Origin of the sequence: Leucobacter sp. BZR 635 (assembly GCF_048061935.2) — a bacterium.
Lineage (GTDB): Bacteria > Actinomycetota > Actinomycetes > Actinomycetales > Microbacteriaceae > Leucobacter.
This window is the reverse complement of sequence record NZ_JBLUNZ020000004.1, coordinates 59,710-78,901: the sequence shown is the minus strand read 5'-3', so window position 1 is coordinate 78,901 and position 19,192 is coordinate 59,710. Positions and strand designations below refer to the sequence as shown.

General features: G+C 64.6%; 13 protein-coding genes. 1 reads left to right on the top strand and 12 read right to left on the bottom strand.

Annotation, left to right across the window (positions count from 1 at the left end; translation table 11 throughout):
- Positions 1-13 precede the first annotated feature (13 nt).
- Positions 14-1,150 (top strand): hypothetical protein, encoded by a 1,137-nt coding sequence (locus ACI1US_RS00545; protein ID WP_461637279.1) that lies wholly within the window; start codon positions 14-16, stop codon positions 1,148-1,150.
- 223 nt (positions 1,151-1,373) lie between these two features.
- Here the strand turns inward: ACI1US_RS00545 and ACI1US_RS00540 are convergent, their stop codons facing one another.
- The 12 genes from ACI1US_RS00540 to ACI1US_RS00485 all read right to left on the bottom strand — a co-directional run bounded on the left by ACI1US_RS00540 (position 1,374) and on the right by ACI1US_RS00485 (position 19,116).
- On the bottom strand, positions 1,374-4,397 hold the full coding sequence (locus ACI1US_RS00540; RefSeq protein ID WP_461637277.1) for an FtsK/SpoIIIE family DNA translocase: 3,024 nt from the start codon (positions 4,395-4,397) through the stop codon (positions 1,374-1,376).
- A gap of 101 nt (positions 4,398-4,498) precedes the next feature.
- On the bottom strand, positions 4,499-5,893 hold the full coding sequence (locus ACI1US_RS00535) for a peptidoglycan DD-metalloendopeptidase family protein (protein WP_461637275.1): 1,395 nt from the start codon (positions 5,891-5,893) through the stop codon (positions 4,499-4,501).
- A 127-nt stretch (positions 5,894-6,020) separates the two neighbouring features.
- Positions 6,021-7,613 carry a murein biosynthesis integral membrane protein MurJ gene (gene murJ, locus ACI1US_RS00530; RefSeq protein ID WP_461637273.1) on the bottom strand — a complete coding sequence of 531 codons (1,593 nt, stop codon included), beginning with the start codon at positions 7,611-7,613 and terminating at the stop codon, positions 6,021-6,023.
- On the bottom strand, positions 7,613-8,683 hold the full coding sequence (locus ACI1US_RS00525; protein ID WP_461637271.1) for a lipid II:glycine glycyltransferase FemX: 1,071 nt from the start codon (positions 8,681-8,683) through the stop codon (positions 7,613-7,615). The genes murJ and ACI1US_RS00525 overlap by 1 nt, the downstream gene beginning before the upstream one ends.
- A gap of 2 nt (positions 8,684-8,685) precedes the next feature.
- On the bottom strand, positions 8,686-10,362 hold the full coding sequence (locus tag ACI1US_RS00520) for a ribonuclease J (RefSeq protein ID WP_416549757.1): 1,677 nt from the start codon (positions 10,360-10,362) through the stop codon (positions 8,686-8,688).
- 14 nt (positions 10,363-10,376) lie between these two features.
- Entirely contained in the window at positions 10,377-11,354 is a 978-nt protein-coding gene (gene dapA, locus ACI1US_RS00515) for a 4-hydroxy-tetrahydrodipicolinate synthase (RefSeq protein ID WP_059058737.1), read from the bottom strand.
- A gap of 77 nt (positions 11,355-11,431) precedes the next feature.
- A complete protein-coding gene (locus ACI1US_RS00510) occupies positions 11,432-11,923 on the bottom strand; it encodes a dihydrofolate reductase (protein ID WP_461637428.1) in 492 nt (163 codons plus the stop codon).
- A 2-nt stretch (positions 11,924-11,925) separates the two neighbouring features.
- Complete coding sequence (locus ACI1US_RS00505) at positions 11,926-12,735, bottom strand: thymidylate synthase (RefSeq protein ID WP_461637268.1); 810 nt, start codon at positions 12,733-12,735, stop codon at positions 11,926-11,928.
- Between the two features lie 557 nt (positions 12,736-13,292).
- Complete coding sequence (locus ACI1US_RS00500) at positions 13,293-14,891, bottom strand: APC family permease (RefSeq protein WP_416549759.1); 1,599 nt, start codon at positions 14,889-14,891, stop codon at positions 13,293-13,295.
- Between the two features lie 126 nt (positions 14,892-15,017).
- Positions 15,018-15,470 (bottom strand): hypothetical protein, encoded by a 453-nt coding sequence (locus ACI1US_RS00495; protein ID WP_461637266.1) that lies wholly within the window; start codon positions 15,468-15,470, stop codon positions 15,018-15,020.
- On the bottom strand, positions 15,467-16,222 hold the full coding sequence (dapB, locus tag ACI1US_RS00490) for a 4-hydroxy-tetrahydrodipicolinate reductase (protein WP_461637264.1): 756 nt from the start codon (positions 16,220-16,222) through the stop codon (positions 15,467-15,469). Before dapB ends, ACI1US_RS00495 begins: the two co-directional genes overlap by 4 nt.
- A 1,538-nt stretch (positions 16,223-17,760) precedes the next feature.
- On the bottom strand, positions 17,761-19,116 hold the full coding sequence (locus ACI1US_RS00485) for a M16 family metallopeptidase (RefSeq protein ID WP_416549760.1): 1,356 nt from the start codon (positions 19,114-19,116) through the stop codon (positions 17,761-17,763).
- Between the last annotated feature and the right edge of the window lie 76 nt (positions 19,117-19,192).

The following is a 19,192-nucleotide window of genomic DNA, read 5'->3' as shown; positions in this document are numbered from 1 at the left end:
CGACCCTAGCTTCATGGATTGCGATATCTCTGGCCAGCGCTTCGCAAATGAAGAGTGGCTGTCCATAGATGAAGTGCGCGTTCGAACCCCGAGATTCGCGCTCTCCTCTGCTCTGGTGGTGGTCGGACTCCCAATGGCAACGAGCACGGAGCTGTTCGACGCCACGATGGGGTGGATCGTAGCCATCGACCACGTTCTCGAGCCGGCCCAGGCTGGACATCTCAACAGTGTCATCGGGAGGCTCGGAGTAGCTGCAGACCAGACCCTTATCATAGGGATGCCAGGCAGCTGGGAGCTTGCGTCCGCACTCTGGAAGAGGTTCCCCGGGAGTTCGGCAGTCTTTGTGGCAGGTCCAAAAGAATTCTCAGCAGTTCCATTCCCGGGGACCTTAAGCACCGAAAACATTGCGGCTCGCTTGCTCCTCGAGGTCAGCAATAGACAAGAACTGCGCAACCACGCCACATTCCTTCTCTCCGATGCAGCAGTTGTTGAGCCGACTGCGGCTGCCGTCGTTCGCTACAAGACGCACTATGTTTCATCGAACGTCGCTGGCGGCTATCGCAAGCTCTTCCTCGCTTTTGCTGGCGCACTCGCAGCACTCGCCGGAGGGGGCACCCCAAGGAGGTATTTCGAGGCGACATTGACGGGGGGACACAATCCGCCTTATCCAGGTTGGCTGTCAAGCTTGGCGCAATCCGGTGAAGACATTGAACGCATGAGTGCGATCAGAGTCGCCATCGACGGCGATGAACTATCGCTCTTCGGGTACGACGTCCGTGAGACACGTCCGGCACTCGGCTGGGGCGCTCGGAAACACTCGCTGGTGCTGCGCGGTCAGTCATCCGGGTATGAGCTTTCTGTCAAACTTGGAGCCCTCCGCAGAGAAGCTCTCGACACGCTCGGAGCAGATTTCTCCGGAGCAACGCAGGCTTTCGCAGCTTTCACTCTTCCGGGTGGAGAATCTCTAGACCTTGGGCAGCTGCCGGTAGACCGCTTCTCCATCGAGGTGTTAGATGAGGCCTCCGGAAACCTTGCCACCGCAGCGCGTGTCACGGTGGCGGCTGCTGCTTCCAACAGCGAAACCCACGAGTTCCGCTTGGAGTTGGCCGAGGATACACTCTGGCTGGTGAAGTCCCACATCGATCGCTGAACCCGCCTTTCGCCGCGGGAGGATTCGGCGTGCGTGCGGTGTGGTTGGCTGGCAGCGCGCGGACGGTCTGCACTGCTGCGGCAGCAGAGCCGCGGCGGCGAAGCAGAAATCCGGCAGCCAACTCGTGGTCAGTGAGCGCCACACGGCTCGGGGGTTTCGGGGTCTCAGTGGCGCAAACTGACCAGGACTTGCCGGCGGGGTGGCGGGGTGGCGCAGCCAGGCGCTAGTCGCGGCCCGTGAGCTGCCAGGCGTCCTCAGAGCCCTCGTCGTCGTCGCTGTCGCCGTAGTCGTAGGCCTCGGGGGCAGCCGCCTCGCGGCGCGCGAGCGGGTCGTCGTAGCGGTCGTCAGCTCCGAAACCAGCACCCGCACCAGCACCGAATCCGTGCTCGCCGCCAGCAGGCAGCAAGACGTCGGTGTGGGCCTCGGAGGCCGACTGCGAGGGGCCGCCCTGCGCAGGGGCGGACTGGTGCGGGACACCCTGCGCGGCAGCCTGATAGGACGGCTCGACGGTCGCGACCGGCGCAGCGGGCGCACCGGGTGCAGCGGACGGAGCCTGCGTGGGCTGACCGCCTCCCGGTTGCTGCCCGAACGCGGCTGGGGATCCCCCGCCGCCCTGGATGCGGTTCAGCACCTCAGCCAGCTGTTCGGGGGCGACGAGCACGTCGCGCGCCTTCGAGCCTTCTGAGGGCCCGACGATGTCGCGTGACTCCATCAGGTCCATGAGCCTGCCAGCCTTCGCGAAGCCGACGCGGAGCTTGCGCTGCAGCATCGACGTCGAGCCGAACTGCGACGTGACGACGAGCTCGATGGCCGCAACGAGCACCTCGAGGTCGTCACCGATGTCGGCGTCGATCTCTTTCTTCTCCGCGACCTGGGCAACGTCGGGGCGGTACTCGGGTGTCGCCTGCTCCTTGACGTGCTTCACGACTCGAGCGATCTCTCCTTCGTCTACCCAGGCACCTTGAACGCGGATGGGGCTCGACTCACCGTTCAGCAGCAGCAGACCGTCGCCCTGCCCGATGAGGCGTTCAGCACCCACCTCGTCGAGGATGACTCTTGAGTCGGTTCCCGAGGCGACGGCGAAGGCGTAGCGGCTCGGCACGTTGGACTTGATCACGCCGGTCACCACGTTCACCGAGGGCCGCTGCGTCGCGAGCACCAGGTGAATACCCGCGGCGCGCGCGAGCTGAGTGATGCGCTGGATCGAGTCCTCGACGTCGCGCGGCGCAACGAGCATGAGGTCGGCGAGCTCGTCGACGACGACAAGCAGGTACGGGTACGGCTTCAGCTGGCGCTGGCTCCCCTCGGGAAGCACGATCGATCCGTCGCGGACAGCCGCGTTGAAGTCGTCGATGTGGCGGTAGCCAAACGACGCGAGGTCGTCGTAGCGCATGTCCATCTCTTTGACGACCCACTGCAGCGCCTCCGCCGCCTTCTTCGGGGCGGTGATGATGGGCGTGATGAGGTGCGGGACGCCCTGGTAGACCGTGAGCTCTACGCGCTTCGGGTCGACCAGCACCATGCGCACCTCGGCCGGCGTTGCGCGCATGAGCAGGCTCGTGATCATCGAGTTAATAAAGCTCGACTTACCCGAACCCGTCGCGCCCGCCACGAGCAGGTGGGGCATCTTCGCGAGGTTGGCGAGCACAAACTCGCCCTTGACGTCTTTTCCGACACCGATGGTCATCGGGTGCGTGTTGCGCTGCGCCTTCGCCGAGCGCAGCACATCGCCGAGCGCCACATTCTCACGGTCCTTGTTCGGGATCTCAATACCGATCGCACTTTTGCCTGGGATCGGCGAAAGAATACGAACCTCGTTCGAGGCGACGGCGTACGAGAGGTTACGCGAAAGCGCGGTGACCTTCTCGACCTTCACACCCGGGCCGAGCTCTACCTCGTACTGGGTGACCGTCGGCCCGCGCGAGAACCCGGTGACAACCGCATCGACCTTGAACTCTTCAAAGACGCGGGCAACCGCGGCCATGATCTGCTCGTTGGCCTCACTGTGGGTCTTCGGTGCGGGCCCAGCCGAGAGCAGCATCTGCTCGGGCAGCGCGTAATCTGCCTGCGCCACGGGCATATGCGGCGGGGCAACACTAAATTCGCGGTCTTGGGATGCGGGCGCGGCATCTTCAGCAGGCTCGTCGGCGAAGCTGTCGAAGGAGTCGTCGCCGAGACCGGAGCCGCGGCGAGCACCGGCAGCGGCCTGCTCAACCCCCTCGAGGCCGTCAAGGCCTGCGAAGAGGTCCGAGTCGAAGACGTCCGTGGGCTCCTCAGCCGCGAGCGCGGTCTCGAATGCCCCTGCCTTGGCTTCTTCGCCCTGCGACAGCACCTCTTCGATAGCCGAGGGGTCAGGTAGGTAGTCGGGATCTTCTTCACGCCCGGTCGCGTTTCGCCGCCACCACGGCAGCGAGCCGCTCGCCTCGTCGGAGTGGTCGAAGAGCTCGCCGGGCTTCTCAGAGGCCGCAGGCTTCTCCACCGGCTGCGCCTTTTCACGCGGCTCCGGCGCGGGAGCCCCGAACAGGTACGCGTAGCCCTCGCGCATGCGGTGCGCGATCTTGCTCGGGGGCGTCTTCGTGATGATGAGCAGCGAGAACGCGAGCAGGATGCTGAGCACGGGCACTGCGACCCAGACGGTCGCGAGGTTCAGGGGTGCACCGATAAGCCAACCGAGCAGACCGCCGGCCTCGGCGAGGCCAGGCATGCCGTCGCGGGGCTTCGGTGCCCCTCCGAGTACGTGCGAAAGCCCCGAGGCGCTGGCAAGGGCAATGAACAGCCCGATGGCAATTCTGCGATTGTCGTTTACCGTCGACGGGTTGTTAAACAGCCAGAGCGCGAAGCCTGCCATGATGATGGGCAGCCCGAAGGCAATGCGGCCAAAGAGCGCTCCGAATGTCCAGGTGTCGAGCTGCGCCGCAACCGAGTTGCCGATGAGGAACCACTCGATAATCGCGCCAATGAGCGCGAGCAGCAGGAGCAGCATCGGAAAACCGTCACGCCGCGCCTCGGGCTCAAGCGGCTCAGAGCGGAAGGCCCGTGCACCAGCGCCGACGGCATGCGAGAGGCCCTGCCATGCGCGCACGATGAACCCCTCGCGCTCGTCTTCCACCATCAGCACCTTGGTCGTTGCAGACGTACGAGTCGTCGCCTTGCCCGAGGTGCCGCGCGTTTGGGCACCCTTCGCACCGGTGCCCTGCGATTTGGAGGATCGAGCAGAGCCCGCGCGCGAAGAAGCGTTCTTGGCCATGTGAATACGGTACAAGGCACCGCTGACAATGGGCGCACGGGCGGCGGCGTGGCCTCAGACTCGCTGATGCCAGGCCGCTCGCCGTGGTGCCTCAGCGGCTGCTAGAACCAGACGCCTCGAGCACCCATAAACGGCGTGGGATCCTGCGGGACTCCCCCAACGAGAGTCTCGAAGTGCAGGTGCGGACCGGTCGAGTTTCCGGTGCTGCCGACATAACCGATCGTCGCGCCGGCTCCCACCCACTGGCCAGCCGCGACCGAGGGGGTGTACTGCATGTGCGCGTAGAGGGTCGACTCACCGTTACCGTGGTCGATGCTCGCCATGTTGCCGTATCCCCAGCCGCCGGCCCAACCCGAGAACGAGACGGTTCCGGCGGCAGCCGCGTAGATCGGGGTGCCCTGGCTGACTGCGAGGTCAATGCCAGTGTGGCCGTAGTAGCCCCACCAGAGGGTGGAGATCCAGTAACCTCCGGAGAGCGGGCGCGTCCAGCCGGAGGTCGTGCCGCCCCCGGTCCCGGGGCCTGTGCCGGGGCCCGGTCCAGGACCAGGACCGCCCCCGGTCCCGGGGCCCGGGTTCGGGCCTGGGCTGCCGCCACCGCCATTGGCGGCTTCCTCGGCAGCCCTGCGCTCAGCCTCGAGACGCGCTTGCTCCGCTTCAAGCCACTTGCGCTCTGCTTCAAGGCGCTCGGCTTCGATACGCTTGCGCTCTTCTTCCTCGAGGACCAGGCGCTCCTGGTACCCCTTGGTCGTGTTGGTGGTCTTGTCTTCCAGCGCTTCAAGCTGCTGCTGCAGCTGCTTCTGCTGCGCTTCCTGCTCAAGCTGCTTCTCACGGACGCCATTGGCGATCTCCGCTGCGCGCGCCCGGTTCTCGTCGGCTTCCTGCGCAAGCTGATCGCGCTCAGCGCGCGCGGAATCCGCCTGCTCGCTGAGGGTCTTCGCGGAGTTCATCGCGCGCTCTGCGTTCTGCCAGATCGTCGTGTTGCGCTCGGTCGCCTTCTCAGTTTGGGCGAGGCGATCGAGCAGCGCGTCTGCCGTGCTGCCGTCGGACTCGAGGAACAGGCTGAGGTTGCGATCCACCCCGCCCGAACGATAGATCTGAGACACAAGCGCCGCGGCCTGCTCTGATGCTTGCGTGGCCTCGGCCTCACTCGCCTCGGCCTGCGTGTCGAGAGTCTCCATGCGCGCTTGCGCGTCACGAAGCTGGCTCGCGGCCTGGTCGAACTTCATGGCGGCGGCTTCTGATTCCGCGCGGGTCCGGTCGACCTCCTGCTGCACCTTGACCAGGAGTTCCTTGATCTCCTTGACCTTGCCTGCAGCTGCGGCCTCGTTCTGCTTCGCTTTCTCGACGTCCTGCCACGTGGGCAGATCGGAGACGATCGCAGAGGCTGGCGACACCGGCCCGAGCCCAACGCCGCTCACGAGCATGACGGCAACTGCCGCTATCCCGAGTGTGAGCCCCGCCTTCCGGCGCAGTCGTGACTGTGGCTTACTCGTCATCGTGAAGTCTCGCTCCCTTTTCGCGTCGGTGCTGCAACCGGTCTGGCGGAAACAACCATGCCCCGTAACTTACCAGTAGTACTTGAAAGGTTTCTAGCCGAAATCTGGCCGGCAGGCGTCGCACCCGTTACCGACGCACAACCCGACGAACAATGCCCTGGACCTCAGGGACGCGCAGCAGCGCGAGCATCGCGAGATAGACGAGCGCCATCACCAGCGAAATCGCGAGCGCGAACACCACGGCAAGCACGATCCCATAGTCAGGAGCCCAGCTCGTAGCGAGCCCGTAGAGCAGCATGCCAACGATCAGGGTGGGGATCGCGGCGAGCACGTAGCGCACCACCCCGGCGAGCAGTCCGCGCCCGCCGATCCGGCCGAGCCGCCGCCTGAGCATCCAGAGCGCGAGCAAGGACTGCCCGATCGTCGACGCCGTCCAGATTGCGGCGTAGGTGACGCCGATGTGCGCGGCCTCGACGAAGTTCACCGCGATGAGCAGCCCGCCGATCAGGGCAATGAGCTGTGCGGTGATGAAGAGGAAGGGGGTGCGCGCATCCGAGAGCGCGAAGAATGCGCGCTGGGTCGTGAACATCAGACTGTACGAGGCCAGGCCGATCGAGTACACGCGCATCACGAGGGCCATCGCCTCGATTCCTTCGTCGGTCCCCGTCGGCCACAGCACACGCGTGACAAACGGCGCGGCCATAAACATCAGCGTCGCGGCAAACAGCATGAGCATCGTCACCTGTTTCGCGGCCGACACATAGGCCTCGCGGAACTCCGGCATGTTGCCTGTCTGGCCGAGCTCGGACAGGCGAGTGAAATACGCGGTGACGAGGGAGACCGCGATCACCGAGTGCGGCAGCATGAACACCAACCAGATGTTCTGCAGCGCCGCGGTTGCTGGCCCTGCCCCCGAGGCCATATTCATAATCGGGGTCGCGACGAGCCCGCCGATCGTCATGAGCGTTGCGGTGAGCAGCGCCCAGAACGCGGTCTTGCCGGTCTGCTTGAGCCCCACTCCCCGCCACTTGAAGTCCGGTCGGAACGACAGCCCAGCCTTGCGCCACGGCACGATGAGGATCAGGGCCTGCGCCGCGATCCCGAGCGTCGCGCTGCCGCCGAGAATGCCGATCGACAGCGGGGTCCAGTTCTCGATGGGCGGGTTATTGCTCGTTCCAAAGAGCACAATGTAGACGACGATGCCGGCAATCGCGACGACGTTCGCTATCGCCGGAGCCCAGGTGAACGGCCCGAAGACGTTCTTGGCGTTGAGCGCCTCGCCCAGCACTGTGTACCAGCCGTAGAACATGATCTGCGGGATGCACCAGTACGCGAACGCGATCGCGAGAACCCGCTGCGACTCTGGCCAACCGGGCGTCAGCCACTGCAGAATCCAGGGGGCACCCAGCATCGCGAGCGCCGTGACCGCGAACAGCGCGACCGACACCAGCGTGAGCACCTTGTTGAGGTACGCCTTGCCCCCGTCGGCGTGCTGCACCGATTTCACGATCTGCGGAACGAGGATCGCGTTGAGCATGCCGCCCGCAAGCAGCATGTACAGCGTGTTGGGGAGGATATTCCCGTTCGCGAACGCGTCGGCCGAGCGCGACAGCTGGCCGATCGCAATGCCCAGCAGCGCGGTCTTCACGAATCCGAGGATCCGCGACACCATGGTGCCCGACGCCATGATCGCGCTCGCACGCTGGAGGGCTGAAGCCATTAGTAGAACACGTCCTTGCGTATGGCGAGCGTATGGCGACGGGCGATCCGATCTCCCACCGTGTTCCACAGCATCACTTTTCGCGGTCGCAACGCGAGATCGAGGGTACCCACAAAATCGGTCACGTCTTTTGAGAGCCGCAGCTTATACTGCCCGACTCCGAACAGCCTGTGTGATTTGTCGTCGAGCTTGTTGCTCGGCGGCGTGCCGATGAGGTCATGGCGGGTCGCGCCCTGCTCCTTGCCCCAGCGGATAAGTTCGAGCTGCATGCGATACATCGCGCCCGTCGGGAGCTTCGCCTTCGCACTCGCGCCGTCCTTGTAGCCGCTCGTCAGCCCGAGATGCGTCGCGAACATGCCGGCGACGGGCACGTCGCCGTCGTAGCCGAGCACGAGCTGGCCGTGGCCGGCCGCCTGGAACTGCTGCCAGAAGTCACGGAAGTACTCGTACGGCCGCAGTTCGAACTTCTCCTCGGCGGTGCCGGAGAGCAGTTCGAACATGATCTGGCAGTTCTCCTCAGTCGCCTCGACGCGGCGCACGTCGAAGCCCTCACGATCCGCTTTCCGGATCTTCGTGCGAGTGCTCGCCGAGAACCCGGCCATAATCGCGTCCTCGTCACCCGAAATATCGAGCACGATCGTCGAGACATGCGGCAGCACATGTGCTCCCGGCTTGTAGCCGGCGGTCGCGAGCGTCGCAAAGGCCTCGTCGCTCGCGAGCAAGCGCGGCTCAACCTTCAGCAGGAAGACACCCTCAGCACTCGCGAAGTCGGCGAGCAGCTTGCCCCGGGCAACATACTCCGTTGCGCTCATGGGCGTGCCCTGCGCGTCCACCGACACGTCAGGTCCGCCTGGCACATACCAAAACTTACCGAGCAGCGGAATGCGCTTCTCGAGCACGAGCGTGGCAGGGAATCCCTCGCCGACGATAAAGCGTGGCGTGTAGCGCTGGTGGCGCTTCACCTCCGCGTAGACGCTGCTCTGCCAGATCTCGCCACCGCCGGGAGCGAGCTCAACGAGCTCGTCCCAGCGGCCAATCTCTTCTGCTGTTGCGAAGCGAAGCTGCGCCAAGGTTAAACCACGACCACGACAGGAACGATCATCGCCTTGCGGCGCAGCTTCGTTCCAACCCACCGACCGACCGTGCGGCGGACGACCTGCTGAAGTGCGTGCGAATCGGTCACGCCCTCCTTCATCGCCTTCTCGATCGCGTCGGCGACCTGTGGCTTGATCTTCTCGAAGACGTGATCGGCCTCAGCGACGCCCTTCGCGTGAATCTCGGGGCCAGAGACGATCTGGCCGAGCGTGGTCTCCACGACAGTAATGACCGAGATGAATCCCTCTTCAGCGAGCGTGCGGCGGTCGCGGAGATCGTCGTCCGTCACCTTGCCAACGCTCTTGCCGTCGACATAGATGAAGTCGATCTTCAGCTGGCCGACCTCGCGGGCGACGCCGTCGCGGAGATCCACAACCGTGCCGTTCTCGGCGATGATCGTGCGGTTCTGCGGCACACCGGTCTCGATCGCAACGCTTGCGTTCGCGATGAGGTGGCGGTACTCGCCGTGGATCGGCATGACGTTCTTCGGACGGACGATGTTGTAGCAGTACATGAGCTCGCCTGCCGAGGCGTGCCCGGAGACGTGGACGTTCGCGTTGCCCTTGTGCACGACGTTTGCGCCAAGCTTCATGAGGCCGTTGATGATGCGGTACACCGAGTTCTCGTTGCCGGGAATCAGGCTCGACGCGAGGATGACGGTGTCGCCCTCCCCCACCTCGACCTGGTGCTCCTTGTTCACCATGCGGCTGAGCACCGCCATCGGCTCACCCTGCGAACCGGTCGACATGTACACGATCCGGTTGTCGGGGATATCGCCGCTCTTCTTGAGGTCAACGATCACGCCTTCTGGCACGTTCAAGAACCCGAGGTCGGAGGCAATCTTCATGTTGCGGACCATCGAGCGGCCGAGCAGCACGACTCGGCGACCATTCTTCGAGGCAGCGTCAAGCACCTGCTGGACGCGGTGCACGTGGCTCGAGAAGCTCGCGACGACGACCTTGCCGGTCGACTTCTCGATGACGCGCTCTAGCACGGGACCGATGTCCTTCTCGAGTGCGGTGAAGCCGGGGACCTCGGCGTTCGTCGAGTCAGTCATGAAGAGGTCAACGCCCTCTTCGCCGAGCCTGGCGAATGCGCGCAGGTCGGTGATGCGGCCATCGAGCGGAAGCTGGTCCATCTTGAAGTCGCCCGTGCCGATCACCATGCCGGCGTCGGTGCGGATCGCAACCGCAAGCGCGTCGGGGATCGAGTGGTTCACCGCGATGAACTCGAGGTCGAACGGCCCAAACTTCACGCGGTCGTCTTCGGCGACCAGGTGAGTCTTCGGCTTGATCCGGTGCTCCTTCAGCTTCGCCTCGATGAACGCGAGGGTGAGCTTTGAGCCGACGAGAGGGATATCCTCGCGGCGCTTGAGCAGGTACGGAACGCCACCGATGTGATCCTCGTGGCCGTGCGTGAGCACGACGGCGACGATGTCCTGGAGACGATCCTCAATCAGCGTGATGTCGGGAAGAATCAGGTCGACACCGGGCTGGTGCTCCTCCGGGAAAAGCACACCACAATCAACCACAAGCAACTTGCCGTCGATCTCGTAGACGGTCATGTTGCGGCCGACCTCTCCGAGGCCGCCGAGTGGCGTAATGCGAAGCGTGCCCTTTTGAAGCTTGGGCGGAGCGTATGGAGCGTTGGGCACTGGGCCTCCTGTTATTAGCGGGTGGTGCCTGCAATCTTGGGCAGGGCACCGCCGGCAGCCGCGTTGCGGTCCGGCCTGAAGTTTGAAAGGTCGACGCCTGGCAGGTCGCGAACGAGCGCGAGGTCGTCTTCAATGAGCGCTGCTTCCCACTCTTCGGGCCCGACGAGCGGGAGCCGAACGCGGGGGCTCGAGATACGGCCGAGGCCGTGCAGGATGTACTTTACCGCGACAGTGCCGGGAACGTGAGTCATTGCTGCGCGAACGAGCGGCTCAAGCTGCTGGTGTGCGGCGCGTGCGGTCTGCAGATCGCCGGCGTTCACCGCGTCGATCATCGCGCGGTACGGGGCCGCTGCGATGTTCGCGGTCACGCCGATGAGCCCTGTCGCCCCGATGGAGAGGTGCGGCAGCACGTTCGGGTCGTCGCCCGAGAAGTACATGAGGTCGGTCTGGTTGAGCACACGGCTGACCTCGCTGAAGTCGCCCTTGGCGTCCTTCACGGCGAGGATGTTCGGGTGCTTCGCGAGGCGGAGGATCGTCTCGTACTTGATCGGCACTCCGGCGCGGCCGGGAATGTCGTAGAGGATCACGGGGAGATCGGTCGCGTCAGCAACCATCCGGAAGTGCGTGAGGAGGCCAGCCTGGGTCGGCTTGTTGTAGTACGGCGTGACGATCATCACACCGTCTGCTCCGGCCTTCTCGCTGGCCTTGTACATCTCGATGGCGTGCGCGGTCTCGTTGGAGCCGCCGCCCGTGATGATCTTTGCGCGGCCGCTGCTGACAGACTTGGCGACCTCGACAAGTTTGAGCTTTTCGGGGTCGGTGAGGGTCGACGTCTCGCCAGTGGTGCCGGTGACGACTATGCCGTCGGCCCCACTCACAATGCAGTCTTCGATGTGCTGTTCAGTCGCAGCCCAATCAACCTCGCCTTCGGAGTCGAAGGGGGTGATGAGAGCGACGAGCACCTGCCCGAAAGGATTCTCTACGTTTGCCACCTCACTAGCGTATCTGATGCGGGGCGTTCCTCGCGCTGCCTCCCCGCGTACGCTCAACCCGGCGAGGTTCCGACGACCTAGGAATCGGTGCGTTCGTAACGCTCAAAGCGGTAGCCGGTGCCGTTCGCGGCGACGAGCGGTTCGCCCGGGTCGCTCAGTCTCCACTCGGGTCCGATCTCCGGAGCGAAGGTGTCGGCACCCGCGACATCGAGGTCGATACGGGTGACATACAGCACGTCGGCACGCTGCATTGCAGCGCGGTACAGCTCTCCCCCACCCATGACCCACCCGGTGCTATCGCCCAGCTGCAGCAGAGCGGCTTCGAGCGAATCCACCAGCGTTGCGCCCGTCGCAACGTAGGCGGGGTCTCGCGTCACGACGAAGTTCTCCCGGCCCGGAAGCGGCCGGAAGCGCTCTGGAAGGGACTCCCACGTGCGCCGACCCATGATGACCGGAGCCCCCAGGGTGACCTGCTTGAAGTACGCGAGGTCTTCCGGGAGATGCCACGGCATCTGCCCGTCGCGACCGATCGCGCCATCACGGGCCTGCGCCCAGATCATACCGATCATCGTCACACCGCCACCGGGGCCTTGATGCCCGGGTGGTGTTCGTAGCCTACGACCTCGAAGTCTTCGTACTCGTACTCGAGAATCGAGTCGCGTTCGGCGAGCTTCAGCTGCGGGTACGGGAACGGTTCGCGCCCGAGCTGGGTCGTCACCTGCTCAACGTGGTTGTCGTAGATATGGCAGTCGCCGCCGGTCCACACGAACTCGCCGGGCTCCAGGCCTGTCTGCTTCGCGATCATCAGCGTGAGGAGCGCGTAAGACGCAATGTTGAAGGGCACCCCGAGGAACATGTCAGCCGAGCGCTGATAGAGCTGGCACGAGAGCTTCCCGTCTGCAACATAGAACTGGAAGAAGGCGTGGCACGGCGCGAGCGCCATGTCGGGGATGTCTGCGACGTTCCACGCGGAGACGATGAGGCGACGTGAGTCTGGGTTCGTGCGGATCTGCTCGATGACCTCTGAAATCTGGTCGATGCTCGTACCATCGGGCGTTGGCCAGGAGCGCCACTGCACGCCGTAGACGGGGCCGAGATCCCCCGACTCGTCGGCCCACTCGTCCCAGATGCTCACGCCGTTGTCTGTGAGGAAGCCGATGTTGCTCTCGCCTCGGAGAAACCACAGCAGCTCGATCGCCACTGATTTGAAGTGGACTCGCTTCGTGGTGATCAGCGGAAACGACTCCGAGAGGTCAAAGCGAAGCTGCTTGCCAAACAGGCTGCGGGTGCCCGTGCCTGTCCTGTCAGATTTCGGGGTGCCGTGCTCGAGGACTTCCCTGAGCAGATCTTCGTAGGGTGTCGGAATCGCTGCTGCAGTCATGACGCAATCGTACCTCGGCAGCGGCTCAAAGGAGGCGAATCAGCACCGTTCGGGGCGTGCCCCCGTTCGGTGCCGCAGGGAAACCGTGTTCCGTCGCGGAGGGGATCGAGGCGTCCGCCACGCTCACCCGGAACACCATCAATACGCTGACCGAGATCTCGACGGGTCGCCTCCAGGGCCTGGGCCAGCAGCTCTGAACGGCAAGCGCGCGAAGCGCACGCGGCAGCCCTTCTCGGACAGGCACTCGAGATACCAACGCTCCGACAGGGTGATCCCACACCCGCACCCTGATGCCCCCGAGTTTTCTATTCCGACCCGTTTTCAGCCCACGCAAGAGTCGGACCGAATTAATCGGGGCAGTGAGGATGGCGGAGGCGGACCGCTTGCGCAGGCACGGCACGGTGCGGTGCGGTGCGGTGCGGTGCGGTGAGGTGCGGTGTGGCACGGCTTAGGATCGCGAGGCCCCGAACCGACAGTCCCCCACACGCGCTGAGCCCGCCCGAGAACTCTCGGGCGGGCTCAGTGACGCACACTCTCGTGCGCGATCGGAAGGAACGCTATCCGTTCAGCCCGTCGTCGAAAAGTTCGAGGGCGGAGGTGTCCTGCGTCGCGTCAGTAGTGCCGAGCACCTGGCCCTTGAAGAAGCGCGGTGAGAAGCGCGACTGCACGAGCATGAGCACCACGCCGAGGCCGAGCACCACGAGGCCGATCAGCCCGACGAGTCCGATGCCGGCGATGCTGCTGCCGGATCCGGCTGCGGGGTCGAGGCTGTCAATTGTCGTCTGGATGAAGACGACGAGCAGGAGCAGTCCGCCGAGCCCTGGCAGGATCACCTTGGTGATCACCGATCCAATGCCCTCGCGCGGTGCCTGCTTGCGGAAGTACCAGGTGCTCGCAAGCGCCGTGATGCCGTAGTAGAAGCAGACCATCATGCCGAGCGCGGTGATGGTGTCCCAGAGCACGTCCTCGCTGATGAAACGCATGATCGCGTAGAACACCGAGGCAACGATCGAGGAGAGGAAGAGTGCCACGTAGGGCGACTTGTACTTCGGGTGGATCTTCTTGATCGAGGCGGGGATCGCACCGTAGTGCGACATTGCGAGGAGCGTACGAGCTGGTGAGATCGCGGTCGAGTTGATCGAGGCCATCGCCGAGACGAGGATCGCGAACGACAGGAAGATTGCGAAGGGGCCCATCACCGGGTGCGCCAGCGCAGCGAAGACGTTCTCGGCGATATCCGAGTTGCCGAGCCCCGTGGGCCCGTCGCCGATTCCGGCGTAGGCGACGGTCGCGGCAGCGGTGCCGACGTACATGACGACGAGGAACAGCACGAGGATCATCGCAGCCTTGCCCTCGGTCGAGACGCGGCCCTTCGACTTCTTCGTCTCTTCGCCCATGGTGAGCACGGTGTCCCAGCCCCAGTACACGAAGATCGAGACGGCGATGCCTGCGGCGAATGCGCTAAAGCTTGAGACCTCGAGCGGGTTGAACCACGAGAGCTCGGGCATGCGGCCCTCGGTGTTCGCGGGATCGGCTGCGCCAACGAACATTGCGATGGCGAACCAGAGCATGACCGCGACCTGGAAGAAGACGGTGATGTACTGGAAGATCTTGGTCGACGTCATTCCACGGTACGAAATGAAGGTCGCGATCGCCATGAACCCCAGGCACACCAGAATGTTGATGAACTTGTTGTCAGAGAGCAGGGCGATCTCGGGGTTGTCCGCCAGGATCGCAATCGACTGGAACAAGAATTCCACTGCGATGCCTGCGAGGTTGGACAGCACGAGCACCGTTGCGGCGATGAGGCCCCAGCCGGCCATCCAACCGACCCACGGACCGAAGGCGCGGGTTGCCCACGTGAACGAGGTGCCGGAGTCTGGCATCGCGGCGTTGAGCGCGCGGTAACCGATTGCGACGAGCAGCATCGGCAGGAAGCCCATGAGGAAGATCGCGGGCGTCTGGTACCCGACCTCGCTCGCTGCGGGGCCAATGGCCGAGGTGAGCGTGTACGCGGGAGCACAGACCGACAGTCCAATGACGAGCGCACCCATCACTCCAACGGTGCCGGACTCGAGGCCCTTCTTACTGATTCCTGATACGGAATCAAGCGTTCGGGTTGCCGGATCGGCGTCGCCGAGGTCGTATTTACTCATCGCGTTGTATCGTCCTCCATCGGATGTCAGCAGTTCCTACCTTCGTGGGGCGGTGACTGTGGTCTGCGAAGAATTCTAAGCCGACACAAACGATATGCCCTAATTTTTCACGAAACCGACACGATTTTAGTTGTGTTTTAGAGAAATCGCTTGCCGAATCGCACTTCTGGCGCGCTTCCTGTCGTTTGCGGCGTCGTAGACCAACCCCAGACGCAGAAAGGCTTCCCAACTCTGCGGTTCCGCTTCAGCGGCTGCTTTGTACTGCGGAAATATGGCGTCTGCTGCTTCGCGAAGCTCGCTCCGGTCGGTCACGTCGAGGGCGACGAGTTCTTCGGGATGGAGTCCACGCTCTCCCAGTTCATCAACAAGCTGGGTGGATCGCAACCCAAACATGATTTCCCGGATGAGGGCCCACACGCCGAGCAGCGGCAACACGATGAGGGCGACACCCATCACGATTGCGATGGGCTCACTCGAGCGCAGCAGCGCGAAGGCCCGCATCCCGGCGAAGACGAAGTAGAGCACGAGCAACAGGCTCATGAGGGTGACGCCAATGATGGCTCGCACGCGCGCGCTCATGCCTGCACCCCTACTCCGAGCACCCGGTCAAGCCCGACGGTGAGCCCTTCGGCCTCCCGAAGCGCCTGCAGCGCCGCGCGGATCCCCGCGACATACGCCTCGTTTGAAAAGGTGTCGTGGTGGATACTGAGCAGCTCACCTGGCCCGCCGAGGCGAACCTCCTGCAGCGCGACGGGCCCACTCATGCGGAGGCTGTGCACGGGAATACCCGCAACGAGTTCGCCCCGCGCCGGCTGCTCGGCGAACGGCGAGTCGACGGGCGGCTTCCCCGCGGCCGCGCGAGCAGCCGCCATGAGCTCTGCGGTGCGCACCGCAGTGCCGGAAGGCGAGTCAATCTTCGCCGCGTGGTGGGTCTCGATCACTTCGATCGACGAGAAATACGGAGCGGCAAGCTGGGCAAGCGCGGTTCCCAGCACCGATCCGAGTGAAAAGTTCGGCACGACGATCGCAGCGGCCCCCGGGGTGGCCTCGACGAGGCGCTCGAGCGCCTCAAGTCGATCCGCTGACCAGCCACTCGTGCCGATAAGCACGCGTTGACCGCGGCCGATCGCTCGCTCGACGATCGCTGGCGACGCCTCGGGAGTGGTCACGTCGACGAAGATATCTGCGTCCGCCCCCGCGTCGGACGCGCTCCGGCTGCCCACTCGCTCAGAGAGCTCAAACAGCGGGTGCGCCCCGACCACCTCGCAGATTAGCCCGCCCAGTCGTCCGGATGCCCCGGCCACCGCAACACTCGCAACACTCGCACTCATGTTTCGAGTCTAGCGAGGCACGCCTGCGGTACCCTCGAATTATGACTGCTGCCCAGCCGCCGACGGCGACGCTCCGCACGCTCGATGAGGTCAAGAAGTACCTTGCCGAGTCCCCGCAACCGATCTTCTACATCAGTCGCAGCGCGACGAACCTGCTCGGTGTCGATCGGGCAGTGGGCGGCTTCCGCTACATCACGCTGAGTGACAGTTGGGACGGGCGAAACCCGCGTTCCTTCGCGCCGAGCAACGTCCCGAAGCTCGAGCCACGCGGCAACGTCAACGTCGTGAATTGGCTCCTCGGGAACGAGCAGGTGCAGGCCTATATTCGCAAGAACACGCCCGCAGGCTACACTCCGCAGGTCGTCATTGCGATGTTTGACGAGGCCACGCAGCGGCTGTGTCAGGACCTCGGATACGAGCTCATCATGCCGCAGGTGAAACTTCGGGAGCACCTCGACTCTAAGATCGTCACGACACAGATCGGCAACGATGCCGGGGCGCAGAGCGTGCCGAACGTGCTCACGACGGCGAGCGGCTGGGAAGATCTGCGCGCGCAGGCGCAGGCCGCGCAACTGGGTGAGGATCTGGTGGTCCAGCTCCCCTACGGCGACTCCGGCCGCACGACCTTCTTCATCTCCTCACAGGCAGACTTCGACCGCGTGGCGGGCGAGATCTCGGGATCGGGCTCCGCGGCACCGACGATCAAGATCATGCGGCGCATCAACCACCTGTCGTTCGCAGCTGACGCGGTGATTACCCGCTCCGGCACAATTGTGGGCCCGGTGCTACGCGAGATCACGGGGCATCCCGAGCTCACCCAGTACAAGGGTGGCTGGGCGGGAAGCGAGTTGTATCCGTCGCTCATTTCAGAGGAGACGAGGCAACGGGCCATCAGTCTCGTGCAGCGCTTCAGCGATCGGCTCGCGCAGGAGGGCTACCGCGGCACGCTCGGGATCGACCTGCTCGTCGACACCGACACCGGCGAGGTCTACCTTGGTGAGCTGAACCCGCGCATCACGGGCTCGTCTTCCCACTCGAACCTGCAGGGCTTCTCCTCGGCACCCGGCGGCGGGGATCCGGCGTCGACGCTGCCGCTGTTCGCGTACCACGTGCTCGAGTACTCGGGAGCTGATTTCACGCTCGACATCGCCGAGATCCAGGCAGAGCGGGCGCGCGCGCTCGAAGGCCAGACGTGGAGCACGCTGGTGATCCAGCACGCGCGGCCGCAGACGGAGCGCACGGTCGTGGCCCCGCGTACGGGCCGCTACCGGGTCGGCGCGGGTGGATCCCTCGAGTTCGTCTCCCCCGACATCGATTGGCAAGAGATCTCCGAGCCGGGCGACGCATTCTGGTTCCGCAGCTCGGGCCCCGGTGAGATCGTCGCGAAGGGTGTCGACGTCGGCATGCTCATCACGCGTCGTCGCTCGCAGGAGGAGCACTACGCGCTCACCGACGACACGAAGCAGCTCATCACCGCGATTCAGTCGAAGTACGAGGGCCGCAGGATCCCGACGATTCAGCTGTACTGGCGCGCCGGGCTAGAGCCCGGACTTGCTGGTGTCGCCGACGGCGACGATGGTGAGTGGCGCGTTCGCGAAGTGGGTTGCGACGGCCTTGATCTCGTCTGCGGTCACGGCCGCGAAGCGGTCGAGCGAGGTATCGAGGTCGTAGAGTTCTCCCGAGCCGAGCTCGGCGCGGGCGAGCCGGCCCATGCGGGTCTCGGTGTCTTCGAGTGCGAGCGCCGAGGAGCCCGCGATCTGCCCGAGTGAGCGCTCGAACTCTTCTTCGGTGATGCCGTCTGCAGCGATCCGCGCGAGCTCTTGCTTGCTCAGCTCGATGACCTGGGCCGTCTTCTCAGGCGCACTCCCGGCGTAGATGCCGAACAGGCCTGCGTCTGAATAGCTCGCGCCGAAGGAGTAGGTCGTGTACGCGAGTCCGCGCTTCTCACGGATCTCCTGGAAGAGCCTGCTCGACATCCCGCCGCCGAGCACCGAGTTCATCATGCCGAAGGCGAAGCGGCGCGGGTCGCCTGCGACAAAGCCACGGGTTCCGAGCAGCAGGTTGATCTGTTCGCTCGGGCGCTCGACCTTCACGAGCTTCGGTGCCTCCTCCGGCACCGCAGCTGCCGCGGTCGCGCGGCCACGGCGCTCGGGGGCACGGGAGGTGCCCGTGTGCCACCGCTCCTCGTGTGAGGCGTTGAGCGCCTCCAACACGAGCTCCACGAGGCGGTCGTGATCCACCGCTCCCGCGGCCGTGATGACGAGCGTCGAGGGGTCGTAGCGGTCGCGGTAGTGGTGATCCACGTCGTCGCGGTTCGCTGCCCGGATTGTGTCGGGCGTGCCACCGATGGGGCGCCCCAGCGGGTGGTCGTGCAGTACCTCTTCAAAGAACCGTTCGCTGGCAACGTCACCGAGGTCGTCGGCGGCCATCGCGAGTTCTTCGAGGATCACGCCGCGCTCGTTCTCAAACTCCGCGGGGTCGAGCAGCGAGTTCGTCACCATATCGGCGAGGGATCCCACCGCGTGCTCGAAGTCGGCGTCGCGCACCTTTGCGTAGTAGCAGGTGTATTCCTTCGCGGTGAGCGCGTTGTGCTCGGCCCCGATGCGATCGAAGCTCGTGGCGATCTCATAGGCGTCGTTGGAGGGCGTGCCCTTGAACAGCAGGTGCTCGAGGAAGTGAGTGGATCCGAGGCTCCCCGGGGCATCATTGCGCTCGGCCTGTTCGTCGCGCGATCCAACACCGATCCAGAATCCGATGGTGACCGAGCGCGCCGCCGGCATGTGCTCGGTGAGGATTCGCAGCCCACTGGGGTGCACCGTGCGGCGGATAGTCCCGCCTCCCAATTCAACGGAAAGCTCGGGCAGATCCAATGGAAACAAAATGGGTTCGCGCATCCCACCAGACTAGCCCGCGAAGCCGTGAAGCACGCTCGGGGCTCGGCCCGGCGCGGCAACAGCTGCCGGTCGCGTC